General features: G+C 27.6%; 17 protein-coding genes and 12 tRNA genes. 7 read left to right on the forward strand and 22 right to left on the reverse strand.

What is annotated here, in order from left to right; translation table 11 throughout:
- Positions 1 to 4: 4 nt before the first annotated feature.
- The 17 genes from AMRN_RS03160 to AMRN_RS03240 all read right to left on the reverse strand — a co-directional run bounded on the left by AMRN_RS03160 (position 5) and on the right by AMRN_RS03240 (position 5,977).
- Positions 5 to 259, reverse strand: a complete 255-nt coding sequence (locus AMRN_RS03160) for a DUF4212 domain-containing protein (RefSeq protein ID WP_099310137.1) — start codon at positions 257 to 259, stop codon at positions 5 to 7.
- 165 nt (positions 260 to 424) lie between these two features.
- Complete coding sequence (locus tag AMRN_RS03165; protein ID WP_099310138.1) at positions 425 to 1,087, reverse strand: response regulator transcription factor; 663 nt, start codon at positions 1,085 to 1,087, stop codon at positions 425 to 427.
- Positions 1,068 to 2,645, reverse strand: a complete 1,578-nt coding sequence (locus tag AMRN_RS03170; RefSeq protein WP_099310139.1) for a sensor histidine kinase — start codon at positions 2,643 to 2,645, stop codon at positions 1,068 to 1,070. The genes AMRN_RS03165 and AMRN_RS03170 overlap by 20 nt, the downstream gene beginning before the upstream one ends.
- A gap of 110 nt (positions 2,646 to 2,755) precedes the next feature.
- A tRNA-Asp gene (locus AMRN_RS03175) sits at positions 2,756 to 2,832 on the reverse strand.
- Positions 2,833 to 2,846: 14 nt separating this feature from the next.
- Positions 2,847 to 2,922, reverse strand: a tRNA-Val gene (locus AMRN_RS03180).
- Positions 2,923 to 2,936: 14 nt separating this feature from the next.
- Positions 2,937 to 3,011, reverse strand: a tRNA-Glu gene (locus AMRN_RS03185).
- A gap of 75 nt (positions 3,012 to 3,086) precedes the next feature.
- Positions 3,087 to 3,162: transfer RNA gene (locus AMRN_RS03190), tRNA-Lys, on the reverse strand.
- A gap of 16 nt (positions 3,163 to 3,178) precedes the next feature.
- Positions 3,179 to 3,255: transfer RNA gene (locus AMRN_RS03195), tRNA-Asp, on the reverse strand.
- A gap of 12 nt (positions 3,256 to 3,267) precedes the next feature.
- Positions 3,268 to 3,343, reverse strand: a tRNA-Val gene (locus tag AMRN_RS03200).
- Positions 3,344 to 3,351: 8 nt separating this feature from the next.
- Positions 3,352 to 3,426, reverse strand: a tRNA-Glu gene (locus tag AMRN_RS03205).
- Between the two features lie 63 nt (positions 3,427 to 3,489).
- Positions 3,490 to 3,565 (reverse strand) — tRNA-Lys (locus AMRN_RS03210).
- Positions 3,566 to 3,581: 16 nt separating this feature from the next.
- Positions 3,582 to 3,658 (reverse strand) — tRNA-Asp (locus AMRN_RS03215).
- A 12-nt stretch (positions 3,659 to 3,670) separates the two neighbouring features.
- Positions 3,671 to 3,746: transfer RNA gene (locus tag AMRN_RS03220), tRNA-Val, on the reverse strand.
- Between the two features lie 8 nt (positions 3,747 to 3,754).
- Positions 3,755 to 3,829 (reverse strand) — tRNA-Glu (locus AMRN_RS03225).
- 63 nt (positions 3,830 to 3,892) lie between these two features.
- Positions 3,893 to 3,968, reverse strand: a tRNA-Lys gene (locus AMRN_RS03230).
- A 40-nt stretch (positions 3,969 to 4,008) separates the two neighbouring features.
- Positions 4,009 to 4,515 carry a CinA family protein gene (locus tag AMRN_RS03235; RefSeq protein ID WP_099310986.1) on the reverse strand — a complete coding sequence of 169 codons (507 nt, stop codon included), beginning with the start codon at positions 4,513 to 4,515 and terminating at the stop codon, positions 4,009 to 4,011.
- A gap of 115 nt (positions 4,516 to 4,630) precedes the next feature.
- Entirely contained in the window at positions 4,631 to 5,977 is a 1,347-nt protein-coding gene (locus AMRN_RS03240) for an FAD-dependent oxidoreductase (protein ID WP_099310985.1), read from the reverse strand.
- 374 nt (positions 5,978 to 6,351) lie between these two features.
- Here AMRN_RS03240 and ileS point away from each other — a divergent pair, with 374 nt between their 5' ends.
- From ileS to AMRN_RS03260, 4 genes are all read left to right on the forward strand, one after another.
- On the forward strand, positions 6,352 to 9,078 hold the full coding sequence (gene ileS, locus AMRN_RS03245; RefSeq protein WP_099310984.1) for an isoleucine--tRNA ligase: 2,727 nt from the start codon (positions 6,352 to 6,354) through the stop codon (positions 9,076 to 9,078).
- 114 nt (positions 9,079 to 9,192) lie between these two features.
- The gene (locus tag AMRN_RS03250) at positions 9,193 to 9,471 is read left to right on the forward strand and encodes a NifU family protein (RefSeq protein WP_099310982.1); all 279 of its coding nucleotides are present in this window, start codon (positions 9,193 to 9,195) and stop codon (positions 9,469 to 9,471) included.
- On the forward strand, positions 9,471 to 10,064 hold the full coding sequence (locus tag AMRN_RS03255; protein WP_099310981.1) for a hypothetical protein: 594 nt from the start codon (positions 9,471 to 9,473) through the stop codon (positions 10,062 to 10,064). The genes AMRN_RS03250 and AMRN_RS03255 overlap by 1 nt, the downstream gene beginning before the upstream one ends.
- Positions 10,045 to 11,328, forward strand: coding sequence for a UDP-N-acetylmuramoyl-L-alanyl-D-glutamate--2,6-diaminopimelate ligase (locus AMRN_RS03260; protein ID WP_099310980.1), 1,284 nt, complete (start codon positions 10,045 to 10,047; stop codon positions 11,326 to 11,328). The genes AMRN_RS03255 and AMRN_RS03260 overlap by 20 nt, the downstream gene beginning before the upstream one ends.
- Here the strand turns inward: AMRN_RS03260 and AMRN_RS03265 are convergent.
- From AMRN_RS03265 to AMRN_RS03285, 5 genes are all read right to left on the reverse strand, one after another.
- Positions 11,325 to 12,086, reverse strand: coding sequence for a hypothetical protein (locus AMRN_RS03265; protein WP_099310979.1), 762 nt, complete (start codon positions 12,084 to 12,086; stop codon positions 11,325 to 11,327). The genes AMRN_RS03260 and AMRN_RS03265 overlap by 4 nt on opposite strands.
- 11 nt (positions 12,087 to 12,097) lie before the next feature.
- Positions 12,098 to 12,901 carry a vWA domain-containing protein gene (locus AMRN_RS03270; RefSeq protein ID WP_196777522.1) on the reverse strand — a complete coding sequence of 268 codons (804 nt, stop codon included), beginning with the start codon at positions 12,899 to 12,901 and terminating at the stop codon, positions 12,098 to 12,100.
- A 91-nt stretch (positions 12,902 to 12,992) separates the two neighbouring features.
- Positions 12,993 to 13,379, reverse strand: a complete 387-nt coding sequence (locus AMRN_RS03275) for a hypothetical protein (protein WP_099310977.1) — start codon at positions 13,377 to 13,379, stop codon at positions 12,993 to 12,995.
- Positions 13,379 to 14,212 carry a DUF58 domain-containing protein gene (locus AMRN_RS03280; protein WP_099310976.1) on the reverse strand — a complete coding sequence of 278 codons (834 nt, stop codon included), beginning with the start codon at positions 14,210 to 14,212 and terminating at the stop codon, positions 13,379 to 13,381. The genes AMRN_RS03275 and AMRN_RS03280 overlap by 1 nt, the downstream gene beginning before the upstream one ends.
- Positions 14,212 to 15,165: an AAA family ATPase gene (locus tag AMRN_RS03285; RefSeq protein ID WP_079577345.1), complete on the reverse strand. Its 954-nt coding sequence runs from the start codon at positions 15,163 to 15,165 to the stop codon at positions 14,212 to 14,214. Before AMRN_RS03285 ends, AMRN_RS03280 begins: the two co-directional genes overlap by 1 nt.
- Positions 15,166 to 15,276: 111 nt before the next feature.
- Here AMRN_RS03285 and AMRN_RS03290 point away from each other — a divergent pair, with 111 nt between their 5' ends.
- The 3 genes from AMRN_RS03290 to tsf all read left to right on the forward strand — a co-directional run bounded on the left by AMRN_RS03290 (position 15,277) and on the right by tsf (position 18,482).
- Positions 15,277 to 16,455: a murein transglycosylase domain-containing protein gene (locus AMRN_RS03290; protein WP_099310975.1), complete on the forward strand. Its 1,179-nt coding sequence runs from the start codon at positions 15,277 to 15,279 to the stop codon at positions 16,453 to 16,455.
- Positions 16,456 to 16,635: 180 nt separating this feature from the next.
- Positions 16,636 to 17,433: a 30S ribosomal protein S2 gene (gene rpsB, locus AMRN_RS03295; RefSeq protein WP_099310974.1), complete on the forward strand. Its 798-nt coding sequence runs from the start codon at positions 16,636 to 16,638 to the stop codon at positions 17,431 to 17,433.
- 2 nt (positions 17,434 to 17,435) lie between these two features.
- Complete coding sequence (gene tsf / locus AMRN_RS03300; RefSeq protein WP_099310973.1) at positions 17,436 to 18,482, forward strand: translation elongation factor Ts; 1,047 nt, start codon at positions 17,436 to 17,438, stop codon at positions 18,480 to 18,482.
- Positions 18,483 to 18,489 lie beyond the last annotated feature (7 nt).

Consider the following 18,489-nt stretch of genomic DNA (forward strand, 5'->3'; position numbering starts at 1 on the left):
TCTCCTACTCATTTACGCCATATTTCTCATCAATTTTTGTCATCGCTCTCACATAAACAAAAATTAAAATAACAAATACATATATTGCACCTTGTTGTGCAAACCAAAATCCTAGCTTAATACCACTTATTTCTATCGTATTAAGTTCATTAATAAAAATGATTCCACAACCAAAAGAAACGACAAACCAAACTACTAAAAGTTTTAAAATAGTAGTAATGTTTTCTTTCCAATAAGCTTGAGCTTTTTCTGGACTCATATTCTCTCCTTCATAAAGTTTATACTAACAAATAAATTGTTTAGTCATCCAACATTGAAAGTATAATAGTTATATATAGCAAAAGGGTAGCAATTAATATAAAATGTAAAAAAAATGTATTAGTGTTTTAGTAGAATGGTCTAGAAAGACCATTTTATAGTAGTTTTATAAAGAATAGAATCTATCTATTTTATATCCTAAACCTCGAATATTTTTAATAAAATCTTCTTTCAATGCTTTTTTTAACCTAGAAATTTCTGCTCTAATAGTAGGATTGTCAATATTTTCTCCATCCCAAATATCGATTCTAAATCTTTCAAAATCAACAATCATATTAATATTTAATGCTAATATATGAATTATTTCAGATTGTTTTTTTGTTAGAGTTTGTGGTTCTCCATTAAAATATAGTGTTTGTGTATCCTTTGAATACGAATAGTGTTCACTAAATCTTATATGAGAAGTATTCTTTTGATCTTTTTTAAGTATTTGATTTATTTTTATACCAAGCTCACCTAAATGGAAAGGTTTTTTGATGTATTCTCTACAACCAAGGTTATATGCTTTTGTGATATCTTCAATATCAACTAATGCACTAATGAAGATTGTTGGTACATATATTTTTTTTTGGTTTAATTCTTGAAGTATTTCAAAGCCATCTTTTTTTGGGACATTTATATCTAAAATAAGTAAATCATATGATGAGTTTACATTTTCAATAACTTGTTGTCCATCAGAAAAACTTTCAACCATGTGCCCAATATCTTTAAGATATTCACTTATTGCATTATTTAGCATTAATTCATCTTCAAGAAGTAGTATTTTCATTTATTTTAAACCTATATGTAAATTTTGTCTCTTGTTCATTTGAATCTAACTTGATTATAACAAAGTTTTTATCACATATCTCTTTTACAATCCTTAGTCCAAGTCCAAACCCACCACGTGCACTATTTTCCCTATAAAAATCGTTAAAAATTTTGTTATTGTTATCTATTTTTTCAGAAGAGGTCTTAACTTCAAACTCTATATGAATATCATCTATGTACATTAATTTTATGTATATAGGAGATTTTGCATATGAGTATTTTATTGCATTAGATAGATTATTATCTATTATTCTTTGAAGCTCAGTTTTATTAAATTTTATATATATATCTTTTTCAATGTTAGTAATAAAAAATAAAGAGTTAGATTTTGCAATCTCTTCAAAAAAATCAAGTCTGACTTGTAAAACTTCTGAAAAATTTAAGTATGTTTTTTTGTATTCAACTCTATCTTTTTTTATCATAAAAGATAAGTCATCGTATATATATTGTATTATCTTAGCCCCTGATTCAATATTTGTAACATATGAATTATCAGGTATTTTCCTTTTTAATAAATCAATATTTGTTTGTATTATTGCTAAAGGAGTATTTATTTCATGAACAGAATTTTTTAAAAATTGTTTTTGTGATTCTATTAGATTTGTGAGCTCTTTTGTTTTTTCTTCAACTTTTGATTCAAGATTTTTATTTATATCTTCTAGTAAATGTTTTTTGTATTTTATGCTTGTCAAAGTTTCATTTGCGTAATTTACAATAGTTCTAAATTCTGAAAATGATATTTTGTCTTGATTAATTGGCTTTTCGTCAGTTTGTGATCTTTTAAAATACTTTCCAATTTCTCTTACTTCTTTTGCAATAAGAATCGTTGCATTTTTATATATAAATATCGAGTATAAAACTAGCATGATAGTAAGTGAAGTGATTTGTAAAGTAGAATTAGATATTTTTTGGTCATACTCTCTTTCTTTTTCTTTTACAAGTTTTTTAATTTTATCTAAATATACTCCTTTTCCTATTGTCCAATTCCAAGGTTTATATGACATAGCAAATGATATCTTATTTACTTCTTTTTTTAATTGTGGTTTATACCAAAGATATTCTACAAAACCACCATTTGATTTTTTTGAAATTTCGATTAAATCCTTAATAACTTTTGTTCCATTTTTATCAGTAAATTCATATAAATTTTTCCCTGCTTTCCCTACTGGATAATATATCGATTTTCCATTAAAGTTATAAATAAAAGTATAATCATTTACATCTTTTTGATTTTTCATTTTATCAATTGCAATTATAATATCTTTTTTTATTTCATCTTGGGTTTTTATATTGTTATATTTTTCATGATAAAACTTAATAAACTTCATCGTATTAGCTATATCTTGTCTAATTAAGTCTTTTTGTTTAGTTGTATAGCTTTCTTTTATAATTTTTATTTTTGCTTGAAATTCATTAAAAGTATTATCTATAATAGTTAGTGTAAAAAATGAGATCAATATAATAATAAATAAAATACTATAAACTATTAATTGATAAAGAGATTTTGCTCTAATCAAATTACAATCCTTATATGTAAAGCTTGTGTATATAAATGGTATCTTATTTTTTATTAAAAAATGTATTATTAGGGGAAAAGATTAAGAAAAATTAAGTATGTGTTTCTAAGTGGCGCGGTTGACGAGACTCGAACTCGCGACCTCCTGCGTGACAGGCAGGCATTCTAACCAACTAAACTACAACCGCACAACTAAAAAAAATGGTGGTCGATATAAGACTCGAACTTATGACATCTACCTTGTAAGGGTAGCGCTCTACCAACTGAGCTAATCGACCTAAGAAAATTTGATTGGTGACCCCTAGGAGACTTGAACTCCTGTGGCATGGATGAAAACCATGAATCCTAACCGCTAGATGAAGGGGCCAAAAAAATATAAAAAAAGTAATAGATAATATTGAATAATGAACAAAGGAATTCACTTTTCATTATTGTCTAATAGTGGTGACCCGTGAAGGATTCGAACCTTCGGCCACCTCCTTAAAAGGGAGATGCTCTACCAGCTGAGCTAACGGGTCAATAAACAATAATAAGTGGCGCGGTTGACGAGACTCGAACTCGCGACCTCCTGCGTGACAGGCAGGCATTCTAACCAACTAAACTACAACCGCACAACTAAAAAATGGTGGTCGATATAAGACTCGAACTTATGACATCTACCTTGTAAGGGTAGCGCTCTACCAACTGAGCTAATCGACCTAATAAAATGGTGACCCCTAGGAGACTTGAACTCCTGTGGCATGGATGAAAACCATGAATCCTAACCGCTAGATGAAGGGGCCAATAAAATAAAATAAGTAATGAATAGTATCAAATATAAATATAAGATACAATATTCTTTACAATGGTGACCCGTGAAGGATTCGAACCTTCGGCCACCTCCTTAAAAGGGAGATGCTCTACCAGCTGAGCTAACGGGTCAATAAACAATAATAAGTGGCGCGGTTGACGAGACTCGAACTCGCGACCTCCTGCGTGACAGGCAGGCATTCTAACCAACTAAACTACAACCGCACAACTAAAAAATGGTGGTCGATATAAGACTCGAACTTATGACATCTACCTTGTAAGGGTAGCGCTCTACCAACTGAGCTAATCGACCTAATAAAATGGTGACCCCTAGGAGACTTGAACTCCTGTGGCATGGATGAAAACCATGAATCCTAACCGCTAGATGAAGGGGCCAATAAAATAAAATAAGTAATGAATAGTATCAAATATAAATATAAGATACAATATTCTTTACAATGGTGACCCGTGAAGGATTCGAACCTTCGGCCACCTCCTTAAAAGGGAGATGCTCTACCAGCTGAGCTAACGGGTCGTCTTTCTTAAAATGGAGTGGAATTATATAAAAAAATTTTTTATTTGTCAAGGGTTTTTTGAAAAAATTCTAAAAAAATTTTAAAACTTGTTTTTGCAGCTTGTATTTGAACCTCTTTTCGGTTACCATTGAAGTTATAAACATCAACTAGTTTATCACCATTTTTAGATCCTACCCCTATTACAACTGTACCTACAGGTTTATTTTTTGTAGCACCAGTTGGTCCAGCTATTCCACTTGTAGCAAGGGAATAATCAGCATCAAACATCTTTATTGATCCAGTAAGCATATCTTCAACAACTTGAGTACTAACCGCACCATAGTTTTCTAAATTTTCTTTTTTTACATTTATTTTTTTATTTTTTATTTCATTTGAATAAGATACTATTGATCCATTGAATATATCAGATGAACCTGAAAGTTCTGTTATCATTGAAGCAATTAATCCACCCGTACAACTTTCTGCGCAAGTAATTGTTTTTTTATTTTCTCTTAATAGTTGCTGTAACTCTTGCATTGTTTTTTCATTAAAAATATTGTCAAACATTTTTTTCCTTTTATCTATACTAAAAATATAACATATTAGTATATTTTAAATGAAAAGTTAATAAGTATAATAAAGAATATATATAGTATGAAAATCATACTATATATAATGTAGTTTATTCATCTTCTGTTAAATCTGCTAAAAACTCTTTTTCATTAAACTCTAAATTTAAATATTCAGTAATTGTATGAATGTCTCTTTTTGCATTTCCTAAACAAGATGTAGCACCTGGACTTGGAGTCATATTAAATATAATTCCTTTACCTGTATTAATTGAAGCTTCACCAAGCATTAATCTTTGTTGCTCTTTATTAAGAACTTGAGGTCGAATTCCTCCAAAGCCTTTTGCGTATTCTATATCTTTTTCTTGTAATGATGGAACAATCTTTTTCGCATCTTTTACAAAAAGTTTTTTATTTAATCCTGGAACTTCAAATAAGAAGTTTCTTAATACATAATTTCTTATTTCACTATCTTTTAATAAGTCCCAAAATATTTTAATAATATTTCCATCTAAGTTTAAAGTTTTAAAGAAGTCTAAGTAAGTACCTGGTTTATATCTTTCTAATTTTGGAAGCATAAGTGCAGTTGGACCAAATCTTGTTTTTCCATCTGCTAAAATATCTGGATCACCATGAAGTGCGGCAAATGGAAGTTTATCATTTTGTACCATATATACTTTACCATTTAGGAATTCTTCATTAGTCATATAAAAACTTCCTGCCATTGGTAGACAACCCATATGTTTTCCATAACCCATTTTGTGTGCTAGATATAATGAGTGTGCACCAGCATTTACCACAACAAAATCAGCAGTAAAAACAGTTCCTGATTTTGTTGTAATTTTATACAATTCTCCAAGTTGCTCTATTTCATCTACTTCTGAATTATAAAATATATCTGTTCTAACATCTTCACATGCTTGAGCTGCTTTTGCAAGCTCTTTTGTCATTTGTCCATATTCAACAGTTGTATATTCATCTTTTGCACCCATGGCTAAAATTGGCTCAGGTCTTTCTTGACCATTTTCTAAGTAGACTAATTTTGGCTCAAGTTTTTTCAAGTCTTCTTTGTCCCAAAGCTCTAAATAAGGGAAAACTGTCTTGAACTCTTCATATCTATTTTTTATAAATTCTACTTCTTTTTCTCCAACACCTAAAGCCATTTTTTGATGTTTGAACATAATTTTATCTTGCAAATTATATTGAAGACAAAACTTTTCAATCATTTTTGCAGTTCTTTTTGTGATTTTTGCTTTTTCTAATGTATAATTTGTTTCTATGTCACCCACATGAATTGTTTGTGAATTACTTGTTCCTTTTGTGTTTAAAGTAGCTAAATCTTCGTATTTTTCTAACATACAAACACTTTTTGTATTTGTATATTTGGCTAACTCATAAAATAAAGCTGCACCAGAAATACCTCCACCGACAATAACTACTTCATAATGTTTCTCGTTCATATTAATAATCCCCATCAAGTTTTAAAATATAAAAGATACTATCATATTTAAATTATTTTTGGTATAAAAATAAAAAAAACTGTACATAATTAATATAATATATCCTCTTTCGTAACATTATAACAGAAATATTTGTATATGTAATGTACAATAATTGTACAATTCTATTTTTAATGGTTACTTCTATGGTAAGTAAACAAAAAAAATACATTTTAGCTAAATAATAAAATTTTAATTAAAAAAATAACTATTATTTAATATTTATCAAGATTTAAAATATTGCCAATTAAATCTAATTTTACTAAATCTTAGATATAATCTACACTTTAAATAAATAAGAACAAATACTTAAATATATTGAAGGTAGTACAGATATGGATTATAAAGATAGTTTATTGCTTCCAAAAACAAAGTTTCCAATGAGAGGGAGTTTACCCCAAAATGAGCCTAAAAAATATAAGGCTTGGGATGAGAAAAAAGTTTATGACAGAATGAAAAAAAACAGAGAAGGTAAACCTAGTTTTACTCTTCATGACGGTCCTCCGTATGCAAATGGACATATTCATATTGGTCATGCATTAAATAAAGTATTAAAAGATATTATTGTTAAGTATCATTATTTTAATGGTAAATCAGTTAGATATGTTCCAGGTTGGGATTGTCATGGTTTACCAATTGAGCAAAAAGTAGAAGAAAAAATAGGTAATACAAAGAAAAAAGAGTTACCAAAATCAAAAATTAGAGAGCTTTGCAGAGAACATGCTTCAAGATTTGTAGATATTCAAAGAGATGAATTTAAAAAACTTGGTGTTCTTGGGGATTGGGATAATCCTTATTTGACAATGGATTTTAAATTTGAAGCTAATATTTATAGAGAACTTTGTGCAATTGCAAAACAAGGTTTATTAGTGCAAAGAAGTAAACCAGTTTATTGGTCATGGGCAGCACAAACTGCACTAGCTGAAGCAGAAGTTGAGTATGAAGATAAAACTTCACCATCAATTTATGTTGCATTTAAACATGAAACACTTGATGCAAGTTTAGTTATATGGACTACAACACCTTGGACAATTCCTTCAAATACAGGAATTGCACTAAATGGTGAAGAAGAGTATGTAATAACAAGTGATAAGTTTATTGTTGCAAAAAAACTTTATAACTCTTTAATAGAAAATGAAATAATAAAAGGTGAGATTGTAAAAGATGTTTGTCCAAAAGAGCTTGAAAATACAAATGCAATCAATCCATTAAATGGAAGAACTTCAAAAGTTATTTTAGCAGATCATGTTGAAATGGATGCTGGTACAGGTGCAGTTCATACAGCTCCTGGGCATGGTGAAGATGACTATAAAGTTGGATTAAAATATGGTCTTGAAGTATTAATGCCAGTTGATGCATATGGTAAATATGATGAAACAATTGTAAGAGAAAAACTTTTTAAAGATACTGATAAATATCTAGGTGTTCATGTATTTAAAGCAAATGAGTTGATTTTAGAAGAATTAGGTGAGGCTTTATTAAGTAGAATTGACATAAGACACTCATATCCACATTGTTGGAGAACGCATAAACCAATTATCTTTAGAGCAACAAAACAGTGGTTTATTTCAATTGATGATGAGTATGGAAAAGAAAATAAAACTTTAAGAGAAAATGCACTTAAAGTAGTTGAAGATCTTACATTCTATCCAGAGTGGGGAAGAAATAGATTAAAATCTATGATAGAAGGAAGACCTGATTGGTGTATTTCAAGACAAAGAGATTGGGGTGTGCCAATTGCATTTTTTAGAAATAAAAAAACTGATGAAATTATCTTTGATGAAAAAGTATTAAATTATACTGCGATGATTTTTGAACAAAAAGGTTGTGATGCTTGGTATGATTTATCAATTGAAGAGTTATTATATCCAGGTAGTGGTTTAAATGCAGATGATTTAGAAAAAACTATGGATATTTTAGATGTTTGGTTTGATTCAGGTTCTACTCAAAATGCAGTATTAAGAAGTAGAAATTATGATGCAGGAACATTCCCAGCTGATATGTATTTAGAAGGAAGTGATCAACATAGAGGTTGGTTCCAATCTTCACTTTTAACTACTTTAGCATCAAATGAAGTTGCTCCTTATAAATCTATTTTGACACATGGTTTCACTGTTGATGAAAAAGGTGAAAAAATGTCTAAGTCAAAAGGAAATGTTGTTGCTCCTGATAAGGTTATGAAGCAATATGGAAGTGAAATCTTGAGAATGTGGGTTGCAATGAGTGATTATCAAAGTGATTTGAAAATCTCTGATAATATCTTAAAGCAAAATGCAGAGATGTACAGAAAAATAAGAAATACTTCAAGATTTTTACTTGCTAATATTGATGATTTAGATGAAATAGTATCTCTTGATAAAATGACTGAACTTGATAAGTGGATTTTAGCAAAAGCTAAAAAAGTATTTACAGAAATTGAAGATTCATTTGCTATTTATGAGTTTTCAAAAGGATTAAATAAGTTAAATAACTTTTTAGTAGTAGATTTATCTGGTATTTATTTAGATGTTTGTAAAGATAGATTATATTGTGATGATAAAGATGATATTCATAGAAGAAGTTCACAAAGTGCAATGGCTTTAATTACTAAAAAACTTATTACTACATTATCTTGTATTTTAACATATACAATGGATGAATTATTAGAGTATGCACCAGAATTCATAAAAGGTGACGCACAAGATATTTTTGATTTAGAAGATGAAAAATTACCTGAAATTGAAAGTAATCTTAATGAAGAATTTTTGTTAAAAGCTAAAGAAAAATTTTCAGAAGCTATTGATACACTTAAAAAAGAAAAAATAATTAAATCTACGTTAGAATTAGCAATAGTTACAAACTCTAAAGATATTTTGGCTTTACCAACTATTGAAGCAGAAGATTTATTTTTAGTAAGTTGTGTTACTCAAAATTTAGATAGTGAAGTATTAGTATCTTTTGAAATTGATTCATGCAAATTTGATGTTTGTAAAGTAAGTGATGAAAAATGTCCAAGATGTTGGAAATTTAAATCAGAGAGTGAAGATACTTTATGTAAAAGATGTGAAAGTGTATTAGCTTAATGTTAGAAGATCCAGTAACACTATCTTTTGTATTTAAAACAGTAGGGGTAATTCTTGTAATTATTGCTATTGCTGTATTTTTAGTAAATAAAAAAAAGAAGAGGTAAACTTAATATGATGCCATTTTCAGATGAAGATTTGAAACTTCCAGTTAGTACAATTATTGAAAACAAAGTAGTTCCTATGTTAGCACAAGATGGAGGAGCTATATCATTAATTGATATTAAAAATGGAAAAGTATTTGTGCAACTACAAGGTGCATGTGTTGGATGTAGTGCAAGTGGTAGTACTTTAAAATATGTTGTTGAAAAAGAATTAAAAGCAGCAATACATCCAGAACTAGAGATTATAAACGTACCACAAGGTATGGAAAATAGTTTAGAGGAACTTTAATGATAAATGAGAAAAGATTATTAAATGAAGCAAATTCATATTTTTTGAATAAAGAGTATGATAAAGCTCTTTTTTTATATTCTCAACTTTCATCTTTATTCTCTACAAAAAAAGAGTATAAAGTATATGCTATTTTTTGTGATATTGCTAGTGAAGATGAGCAAAAAGCATTAACTTTATATGACTATTTTTCTGCTGCATCTTTAGAAGATATGGAAGCTGCAATCTCTTATGTAGAAGAGGTTGTAAATGCTTATGATGGTGATATTGATAAAATGATGGAAATGTTAAAAGATATCACTGAAACAGGTGTTGATTCCCTTGATGCAATAAAATATGATGATTTTAAAAAATTAGTAGATTCTAGGGGATCTTTTAGAGTGGCTTTTGAAGATATAATGTTTTCTACAAAAGTAGCAATAGAATCAAAAGAAGATTTTTTTGATTTTGTTTCAAAATTAATTGACAATGGATTTAATACTACTGCTTATAGCTATTTGGATGGTTTTAATGAGTATTTTACTTATGATAAAGAGATTGAAGAGCTATATAAAAAATTAGAAGAGAAAAAAATTGCTAATAACCATAAATAATAAGAAATTTACAGATAATTCAAAAGAAGCAAATAGTGAAGTTGCTTTTGTTTATTCATCACAAAATGAGAAGTTTTGTGATGATGCAAAAGCAAATAATTGTGTTGATTTAATTCCTTCAAGAAAGTTAAAAGATTATGTTGATTTTTCTTCAATAAAGATTATTGGAATAACAGGAACAAATGGAAAAACAACAACTGCTGCTGCAATTTACTCAATACTTTTAGACTTAGGATATAAAGTTGCACTTCAAGGTACAAGAGGTTTTTTTATAAATGATGAAAAAGTCGAAGATTATACTTTAACTACTCCTGTACAACTTGCAAACTTTGCACACATACAAAAAGCAATAGATAATAAATGTGATTTCTTTGTAACAGAAGTAAGTTCCCATGCAATCGAACAAAAAAGGATTGAGGGTATTGAGTTTGAATTAAAAGTTCATACAAATATAACAAGAGATCATTTGGATTATCATAAAACAATAGAAGAATACATAAATGTAAAAAATTCATTTTTCAATGATGATAGTAAAAAACTTATTAATAAAGATGACAAAGTTGTTAAGTTTAATACTAAAAATGCATATACATACTCTTTAGAAAATCCTTCAACTTATAAAGTTACAGCATATTCTTTTAAAAATGGAATGCATGTAATGTTTTCAAATATTGAAAAAATGAACGCTTTCTCATCATCTATGATGGGTATTTTTAATATTTATAATCTAATGGCAGCAATTGCAAGTGTTCATTTAACTACAAACAAAACATTAGATGAGATTTGTGAAGCTGTTGAGAATTTTGCGGGAGTTAGTGGAAGAATGGAGATTGTAAGTGTTGATCCTCTTATTATAATTGATTTTGCCCATACTCCTGATGGTATGAAAGAAGTTTATGAAAGTTTTAATCATAAAGATATTATAACAGTATTTGGTGCAGGTGGAGATAGAGATAAAGAGAAAAGACCTCTTATGGGAAAACTTGCAGCAAATTTTGCAAAACATATAATTGTAACATCAGATAACCCAAGATTTGAAGATCCAGATTTAATTATTGAAGATATTTGTAAAGCAATACCTAATAAAGATAATTTGACTATTGAAGTAAATAGAAAAGAAGCTATTAAAAAAGGTATTGATTTAGCAAAACAGAACAAAAATTCTGTTTTATTAATACTTGGAAAAGGGGATGAGCCTTATCAAATAATTTATGATAAGAAGCTTCCTTTAGTAGATAAAGATGAAGTACTTAAGCATATTTAATAATATGCTCTAAGTACTATACCTTTATTATTTTCTTTAGATTTTATATAATAATTCACAGGAGTTATTACTATATTTTTATCTTTTATTAATTCTTTAACTAACCATGAAGCTTCAACTACTCTGTCTCTTGCAATACCTCTTACAATATATTTTTGAATTTTTTCATCTTTTGATAGTTTTGATGCTTCTTTAATATCATCTTTTGAAATAACGCCAATTACTTCTAGTCGTATAGTTTTTTTATTTTTTGCTAAAAATATTGATAAGCTTTCTTTACAAGTTTTTGTTGGCATATATTCAAAAGTTTTGTAGTTATAACATTTTGCAAGATTAAACTTTTTTGTATTAAAGAACTCTTTAAAATTTTCATTTGATAAAGGCACTTTTTTTTCAACTATCACTTCTTTTGTAATAATTTTTTCTTTTATAATTGGCTTGTTAATATCTTTTTGAATATCTTTTATTTCTTTAGTGCTATTTACATTTTTTGTAACTTCTTTTTGTGGTTTTTTATTAGTATCTTCTTTAGCAATTTGACTATTATCATTAGTACTTAATAAATAAGCACTTAGGCTGATAATTATTAATGTAAAAATAGTAATTAATATATAAAAAATTCTTTTTTGTTTTTGTTTTTCTTGTTGGTTTAATTGGTCTTGTTTTAATTTTTCTTCCATAAGTTTTTCTTGAATATTCTCTTTTGACATGCTTTTTTCTAAGGCTTTTTTTAACTCTTCACTTTTACTTTCTAGCATACTTTAACCCCTTATTCTTTATTTCTTAAGTATATTAACAAAATTAATATAATGGTAGCTATAAACAAAGGATAAAAATAGTAATACTCTTTTAATACAACTTTATTCTTTTTGAGTTTACTTTTTTCTAGCTCATTGATTTGTTTATAAACATTTTGTAAATCTTCTTTACTATTTGCATTGAAGTATTTACCATTAGTCTCTTTTGCAATTTTATTTAAAACATATCTATTTTGACTTTGAATTGCAATAGTATAAACTTTTATATTATATTTTTTAAGAAGTTTTAATGCTATATTAAAAGGTATTTGACTTGAAGTGTCTTCTCCATCACTAAGTAAAATGATGATTTTACTTAGTGCTTTTGAATTTTTCAATATCTTTACACTACTTGCTAAAGAATCAATTAGTGCTGTTCTTGGACCAACTATTCCTATATCTAAATAGTTCAAAATCTCCTTTTGTGCGTTCTTGTCAAAACTTAAAGTTGAAGCAATAAGCGCGCTATTACCAAATACAACAAGAGCTATATTATCATTTGTTCTTTTATCAATAAAATCACTTGCAAGTTCTTTTACAACATCAAATCTATTTTGTTGCAAATCAAATTTATTAAAACCTCTTTGTTTCATTGAATCACTTGTATCAAGATTTAATACAATATCAATTCCATCACTATTAATGAATTGGGCATTTTTAATTTTAATAGGGGAAGCCAAGGCGGTTATGGCAAGAATTACTGTCAAATATTTTAATAAATTTATTAATATGGTACTTTTTTTAGTACTTTGATTAAGTAAATTAAGATGTGGCATAAAATAACTTGACTCTTTTGCTTTACAATATATAAAACATAGTATAAATGGTATTAAAAGTAAAAATAAATAAGGGTATTCAAAACTAAAACTATACATCTATTGCATCCACAAATCTTTTATATTCATTAATAATATCTTTATCAAATTTAGCTACATCTTTTTTGTATTTGTATTTCTCTAACTTTTCTTCTAATTGGAAGAATAATCTTTTGGATCTATTATCAGTAGATGCAACTCTTCCGTATTTTGTAATTTTATAAGCTGCATCTTTTGTATTATTTAAATCTAGTTTCTCTAATATTTCATATGCTATTTGTTCATCGCTTTTTTTTCTTTTATAAAATATTCTAATTATTTGTAAAAATAAAATTACTAAAATTAAAATAATAACAACAATTAAAAAAATATATATAAAATAAGAGTAGTCTAAAATAGAGACTAAGCCTTTTATGTCATTTATTTTTAATTCATTCATTATTTCATTAACCTTGCAAGTTTAGAAATGGGATTTTCATCTGTATATATTTTTGTAAAGTTTGCATTGCACTTTCTTAAATGCTCATATAAAATATGATCGTTTTTTTTAATTTGTTCTTTATAATCTTTAAGAGCTTGAGCATTTACAACTCCATTGTACTCAAAGCCATTTTCTAAATCTTTTAAATTTATATTTCCCAAAGTTGTTAAATTCTCTTCAAATCTATCCCTTACTATTATTACTACAATTTCATGTTTTTTACTTAATAGTTTTAAATCTAAATTTTCCACATTAAAAAAGTCACCTATTAAAAATATAAGAGAACGCCTTTTTATATGAGAAAAAATAGAGTTTGTTATATTTTTATAATTTAGCTTTTTATTTACACTTTTGTATTCAAAAATATTTTCAGTCATTTTATTTACACTAAAAGTTCTTTTACTTTTTTTAGTACAAAAAGTTAGAGTTTCATTTGCAATATATGAACTAAAGGCATCACCTTGTTTTATTGCACTAAAAGCTAAAATAGAACAAATCTCACATATTAATTCTTGTTTGAATTTATCCGTACCAAAATGTACACTTCCATTTAATAAAGCAACTAGGTTTATATTTAACTCTTTTTGTGCATGGAAAACTTTTACATATGGCTTTTGAAGTTTTGCACTAATAACCCAATCAATATTTTTTACGTCTTCTCCATATTCATACTCTTTAAGTTCTAAAAAATCGTAGCCTTCACCCTTTAGCTTTGAGCTATTATTTCCAACAACTTCACTAAAAACCTCTTTTTTGCTTTTTATTAAAATCTTTTTTATTTTTGGATTCATTATGGAATATTTATTTTCTCTACTATTTTATCAATTACATCATCAACATTTATATCTTGTGCTTGAGCCTCATAACTTAAAATAATTCTATGCCTTAAAATATTTTTTACAAGCAATGCAATATCAATAGGGCTTACATAGTCATTTCCTCTTAAATATGCTTGAGCTTTAACTGCTTTAAACATATCAATAGTTGCTCTTGGACTTGCTCCAAACTCTATTTGCTCACTTAATTCTTCTAATCCATAACTTTTTGGATCTCTTGTTGCACAAATAATATCAACTATATACTCTTCTAATTCTTTATCAATATGGACATTTAATATTTCATCTTTTAGTTTAAATAATTCTTCTTTTGTTATGATTTTTTCAAGATTAATTTTTTCATTACTAGAAGCCATTTTAGCTATTTCATACTCTTGTTCTTTTGTATTATATGAAACAACAATTTTAAACATAAACCTGTCTAATTGTGCTTCTGGAAGAGTGTAAGCTCCTTCTTGTTCAATTGGGTTTTGTGTTGCAAGAACTAAAAATGGTTTATCTATTTTAAAACTATTTTCTGCAATTGTTACTTGTCTTTCTTGCATAACTTCAAGTAGGGCTGATTGAACTTTAGCAGGAGCTCTGTTTATTTCATCTGCTAATAATAAATTCGTAAAAATAGGTCCTTTTTTTATTTTAAATTCACCTGTTTTCATATCATAAATTTGTGCACCAATAATATCACTTGGCAATAAATCAGGTGTAAATTGAACTCTTTTAAAATCTACATTTATTACCTTAGCTAAGGAATTTACAGTTGTAGTTTTTGCAAGTCCTGGAACACCTTCAAGTAGAATATGACCATTTGTTAATAATCCAATTAGTAAAGCATCAATCATCTCTTCTTGACCAACTATTTTTTTAGCCAATTCATTTTTTATTTGCATAATGGTTTTAAAACTATTCATATATTTTATATAACCTTTTTTGTTTAATTTTATCAAAATAGTAATAAATAGAGTTTAAATTTTAATAAATATTTCAATTATAATCTATGTTTATTTTGTTAAAATAATTTTATGAAAAAAACTTTTTTAATTTTTATAGTAATATTTTTTTTAATTGGATGTAGCAGTTCTGATATTTATAACTTAACTCGTGCTGCTATAAGTCAAGATCCTACAACTGCTTTAAAATCTATTGCAAAGTCAAAAAGTATAAATTATGCTACTAATCCTAAAAGCTTAGAACAAGATATAAAATCTTTAGATAAAAACTTTAGAAAAATATTGATTGCTTTTACTAAAGCAATCACTGAAAATTGGGGTGAAAATAATGTAAAATTGCCCAAAAAGAAAGAGTATGTTAAGTATATGCAAAACTATAAAAGTAGAGCTTTAATAGATTTTGATAATGCATATGTTTTAGTTGAAACACTTGATACAAATAATACAAAGAAGAGTTTGCAAAAAGCAATTGTTACAACTTTATTATTGCCAGAAGATCCTCAAGCTGCAGATTTATTTAATGCAAAAAAGATAAAATTAGGTAAAACTCCTTATTTATTAGGTGAAATAAAAGATGACCAAAATAAAGAGATTAGATACTCTTGGAGGGCAAATAGATTTGCTAAGTTATTAACGAAAAAAATAAAATATAAAACAATAAAAAAAGATAATAAAAATACAAAAGTTGCTTATGTGAAAATACCAATGGTAAAAGACCATGCAAGTATAAGAGTTGCCAAATTTAAACCTCTTGTTGAAAGATATTCGAAAAAATATAATATAAGTAAGAATTTGATTTATGCAATTATCAAAACAGAAAGTAATTTTAATCAATTTGCAATAAGTAATGCAGGAGCTATTGGATTAATGCAAGTTGTACCCACTACTGCTGGAAGGGACTCTTATAAATACTTAACAAATAAAACACATACTCCAAGTAAAGAGTATTTATTTAATGCAAGTAATAATATAAAATTAGGGACTGTATATTTAAAAATATTAAATGAAAGATATTTAAAAGGAATATATAATCCTATTTCAAAAGAGTATTGTGTAATTAGTGCTTATAATACAGGAAGTGGAAATGTCTTAAAAACATTTAATTCTAATAAACAAAGAGCAAAATCTATGATTAATAAAAGTAATGCTTCACAAGTGTATAAAAAATTAGTAAAAGAATTACCATATAAAGAGACAAGACGTTATTTAATAAAAGTTTTAAATAACAAAAGAGATTTTGTCTCTTTATAATTGCTTAAACTTAAATTAAAGTTACATTAGCTAAAATACGCGTTCTTATTATAATTTACAAAATAATTATGATTAGAAACCTCACATGTGTCAGTCCTAAAATGGGTTGTATCAATGCTGATACTAAGGGGCACAGAGGCTAAACCCAATTGAAAAAATAAAAACTTAGGAGAATTAAATATGGTTACTATGAAAGACCTATTAGAATGTGGTGTACACTTTGGACACCAAACAAGAAGATGGAATCCAAAAATGAAAAAATATATTTTTGGTGTTAGAAAGAATATTTATATTATTGACTTACAAAAAACATTAAGATATTTCAGATATACATATAATGTAGTAAGAGATGCAGCTGCTGAGGGTCAAACTATGATCTTTGTTGGTACTAAAAAACAAGCTAGTGAAGCTGTAAAAAGAGCTGCTGAATCTTGTGGAATGCCATATGTTAACCATAGATGGTTAGGTGGTATGTTAACAAACTACGGAACAATTAAAAAATCAATTAGAAAATTAGAAGTAATTAAAAAAATGAAAGAAGAAGGTCAATTTGATCTTTTAACTAAAAAAGAAGCTTTAATGCTTACAAGAAAAGAAGAAAAATTAGAGTTATATCTTGGTGGAATTAAAGAAATGAATAATATCCCTGATATGATGTTTGTTCTTGATTCAGTTAAAGAAAAAATTGCTATTAAAGAAGCTAGAAGATTAGGAATTAAAGTTGTAGCTCCATTAGATACAAACTGCGATCCTGATTTAGTAGATTTCCCAATTCCTGGAAATGATGATGCTATTAGATCAATTCAATTATTTTGTCAAGAAATGGCTGCAGCAATTAATGAAGGTAAATCAGCAGCTGCTGATGCTGAGGGTACTGATGAAGTTGAAGCACCTGTAAGCGAAGAAGAAGCAAAAGAAGTTGTTGCAGAAGCAGTAGCAGAAGAAAGTAAAGAAGAAAAAGCGAAGGAGGAAGCATAATCATGGCAGGTGCAACTCCAAAATTAATTAAACAATTAAGAGAGATGACTGGTGCTGGTATGCTTGATTGTAAAAACGCTTTAAATGAGTGTGAAGGTGATTTAGATAAAGCAGTTCAACACTTAAGAGAAGCAGGTCTTGGAAAAGCTGCTAAAAAAGCTGGTAATGTTGCTGCTGAGGGTTTAATCTCTGTTTTAATTAATGAAGATAACACTAAAGGTACAATTTTAGAACTTAACTCTCAAACAGACTTTGTTGCAAAAAATGAAAATTTTATTTCTTTAACTAAAGAAATTACTACTCATGCACAGTCAAATGATATTAAAGATGCTGAAACTTTAGCATCTTCAAAAATCAATGGACAAGAGTTTGGAACTTTCTTAAATGAAAAAATTGCAACTATTGGTGAAAATTTAGTAGCAAGAAAATTAGCTACTGCAGAAAATCAAGTAGTTAATGGTTATGTTCATGCAAATGGTAAAGTTGGGGTTTTATTAGCTGCAACTTGTGATGATGCGGCAAAAGAAAAAACTGCAACATTATTAAGAAATATTGCTATGCATGCATCAGCTATGAAACCAACTGTTATTTCATATACTGATTTAGATTCAGAGTTTGTTGAAGCAGAAAATAGAGCTATTAAAGCTGAAATTGAAGCAGAGAATGATGAATTACAAAGATTAGGTAAACCATTAAAAAATATTCCTGATTTTGTATCTAAATCTCAATTAACAGATGAAGCTATTGCAAATGCAAAAGCTAGATTTGAAGCTGAATTAAAAGAGCAAGGTAAACCAGAAAAAATCTGGGATAAAATTATTCCTGGTAAAATCGAAAGATATATCCAAGATAATACTCAACTAGATGGTAGATTAGCTTTACTATCTCAAGCTTATGTTATGGATGATAAAAAAACTGTAGAGCAAGCAATTGCTGAAGTTGATTCTTCAATTAAACTTGTTGAATACATTAGATTTGAACTTGGTGAGGGAATAGAAGTAAAAGAAGAAGATTTTGCAGCAGAAGTTGCAAAACAAATGGGTAAATAATCTCTAC

This window comes from Malaciobacter marinus, from assembly GCF_003544855.1.
GTDB classification, from domain to species: domain Bacteria; phylum Campylobacterota; class Campylobacteria; order Campylobacterales; family Arcobacteraceae; genus Malaciobacter; species Malaciobacter marinus.

Bases quoted from the DNA above. Each gene is read 5' to 3' on its own strand.
- AMRN_RS03160 (WP_099310137.1), bottom strand. From the start codon at position 259: ATGAGTCCAGAAAAAGCTCAAGCTTATTGGAAAGAAAACATTACTACT.
- AMRN_RS03165 (WP_099310138.1), bottom strand. From the start codon at position 1,087: ATGAAAATACTACTTCTTGAAGATGAATTAATGCTAAATAATGCAATA.
- AMRN_RS03235 (WP_099310986.1), bottom strand. From the start codon at position 4,515: ATGTTTGACAATATTTTTAATGAAAAAACAATGCAAGAGTTACAGCAA.
- AMRN_RS03240 (WP_099310985.1), bottom strand. From the start codon at position 5,977: ATGAACGAGAAACATTATGAAGTAGTTATTGTCGGTGGAGGTATTTCT.
- ileS (WP_099310984.1), top strand. From the start codon at position 6,352: ATGGATTATAAAGATAGTTTATTGCTTCCAAAAACAAAGTTTCCAATG.
- AMRN_RS03250 (WP_099310982.1), top strand. From the start codon at position 9,193: ATGATGCCATTTTCAGATGAAGATTTGAAACTTCCAGTTAGTACAATT.
- AMRN_RS03255 (WP_099310981.1), top strand. From the start codon at position 9,471: ATGATAAATGAGAAAAGATTATTAAATGAAGCAAATTCATATTTTTTG.
- AMRN_RS03265 (WP_099310979.1), bottom strand. From the start codon at position 12,086: ATGCTAGAAAGTAAAAGTGAAGAGTTAAAAAAAGCCTTAGAAAAAAGC.
- AMRN_RS03270 (WP_196777522.1), bottom strand. From the start codon at position 12,901: ATGCCACATCTTAATTTACTTAATCAAAGTACTAAAAAAAGTACCATA.
- AMRN_RS03275 (WP_099310977.1), bottom strand. From the start codon at position 13,379: ATGAATGAATTAAAAATAAATGACATAAAAGGCTTAGTCTCTATTTTA.
- AMRN_RS03280 (WP_099310976.1), bottom strand. From the start codon at position 14,212: ATGAATCCAAAAATAAAAAAGATTTTAATAAAAAGCAAAAAAGAGGTT.
- AMRN_RS03285 (WP_079577345.1), bottom strand. From the start codon at position 15,165: ATGAATAGTTTTAAAACCATTATGCAAATAAAAAATGAATTGGCTAAA.
- AMRN_RS03290 (WP_099310975.1), top strand. From the start codon at position 15,277: ATGAAAAAAACTTTTTTAATTTTTATAGTAATATTTTTTTTAATTGGA.
- rpsB (WP_099310974.1), top strand. From the start codon at position 16,636: ATGGTTACTATGAAAGACCTATTAGAATGTGGTGTACACTTTGGACAC.
- tsf (WP_099310973.1), top strand. From the start codon at position 17,436: ATGGCAGGTGCAACTCCAAAATTAATTAAACAATTAAGAGAGATGACT.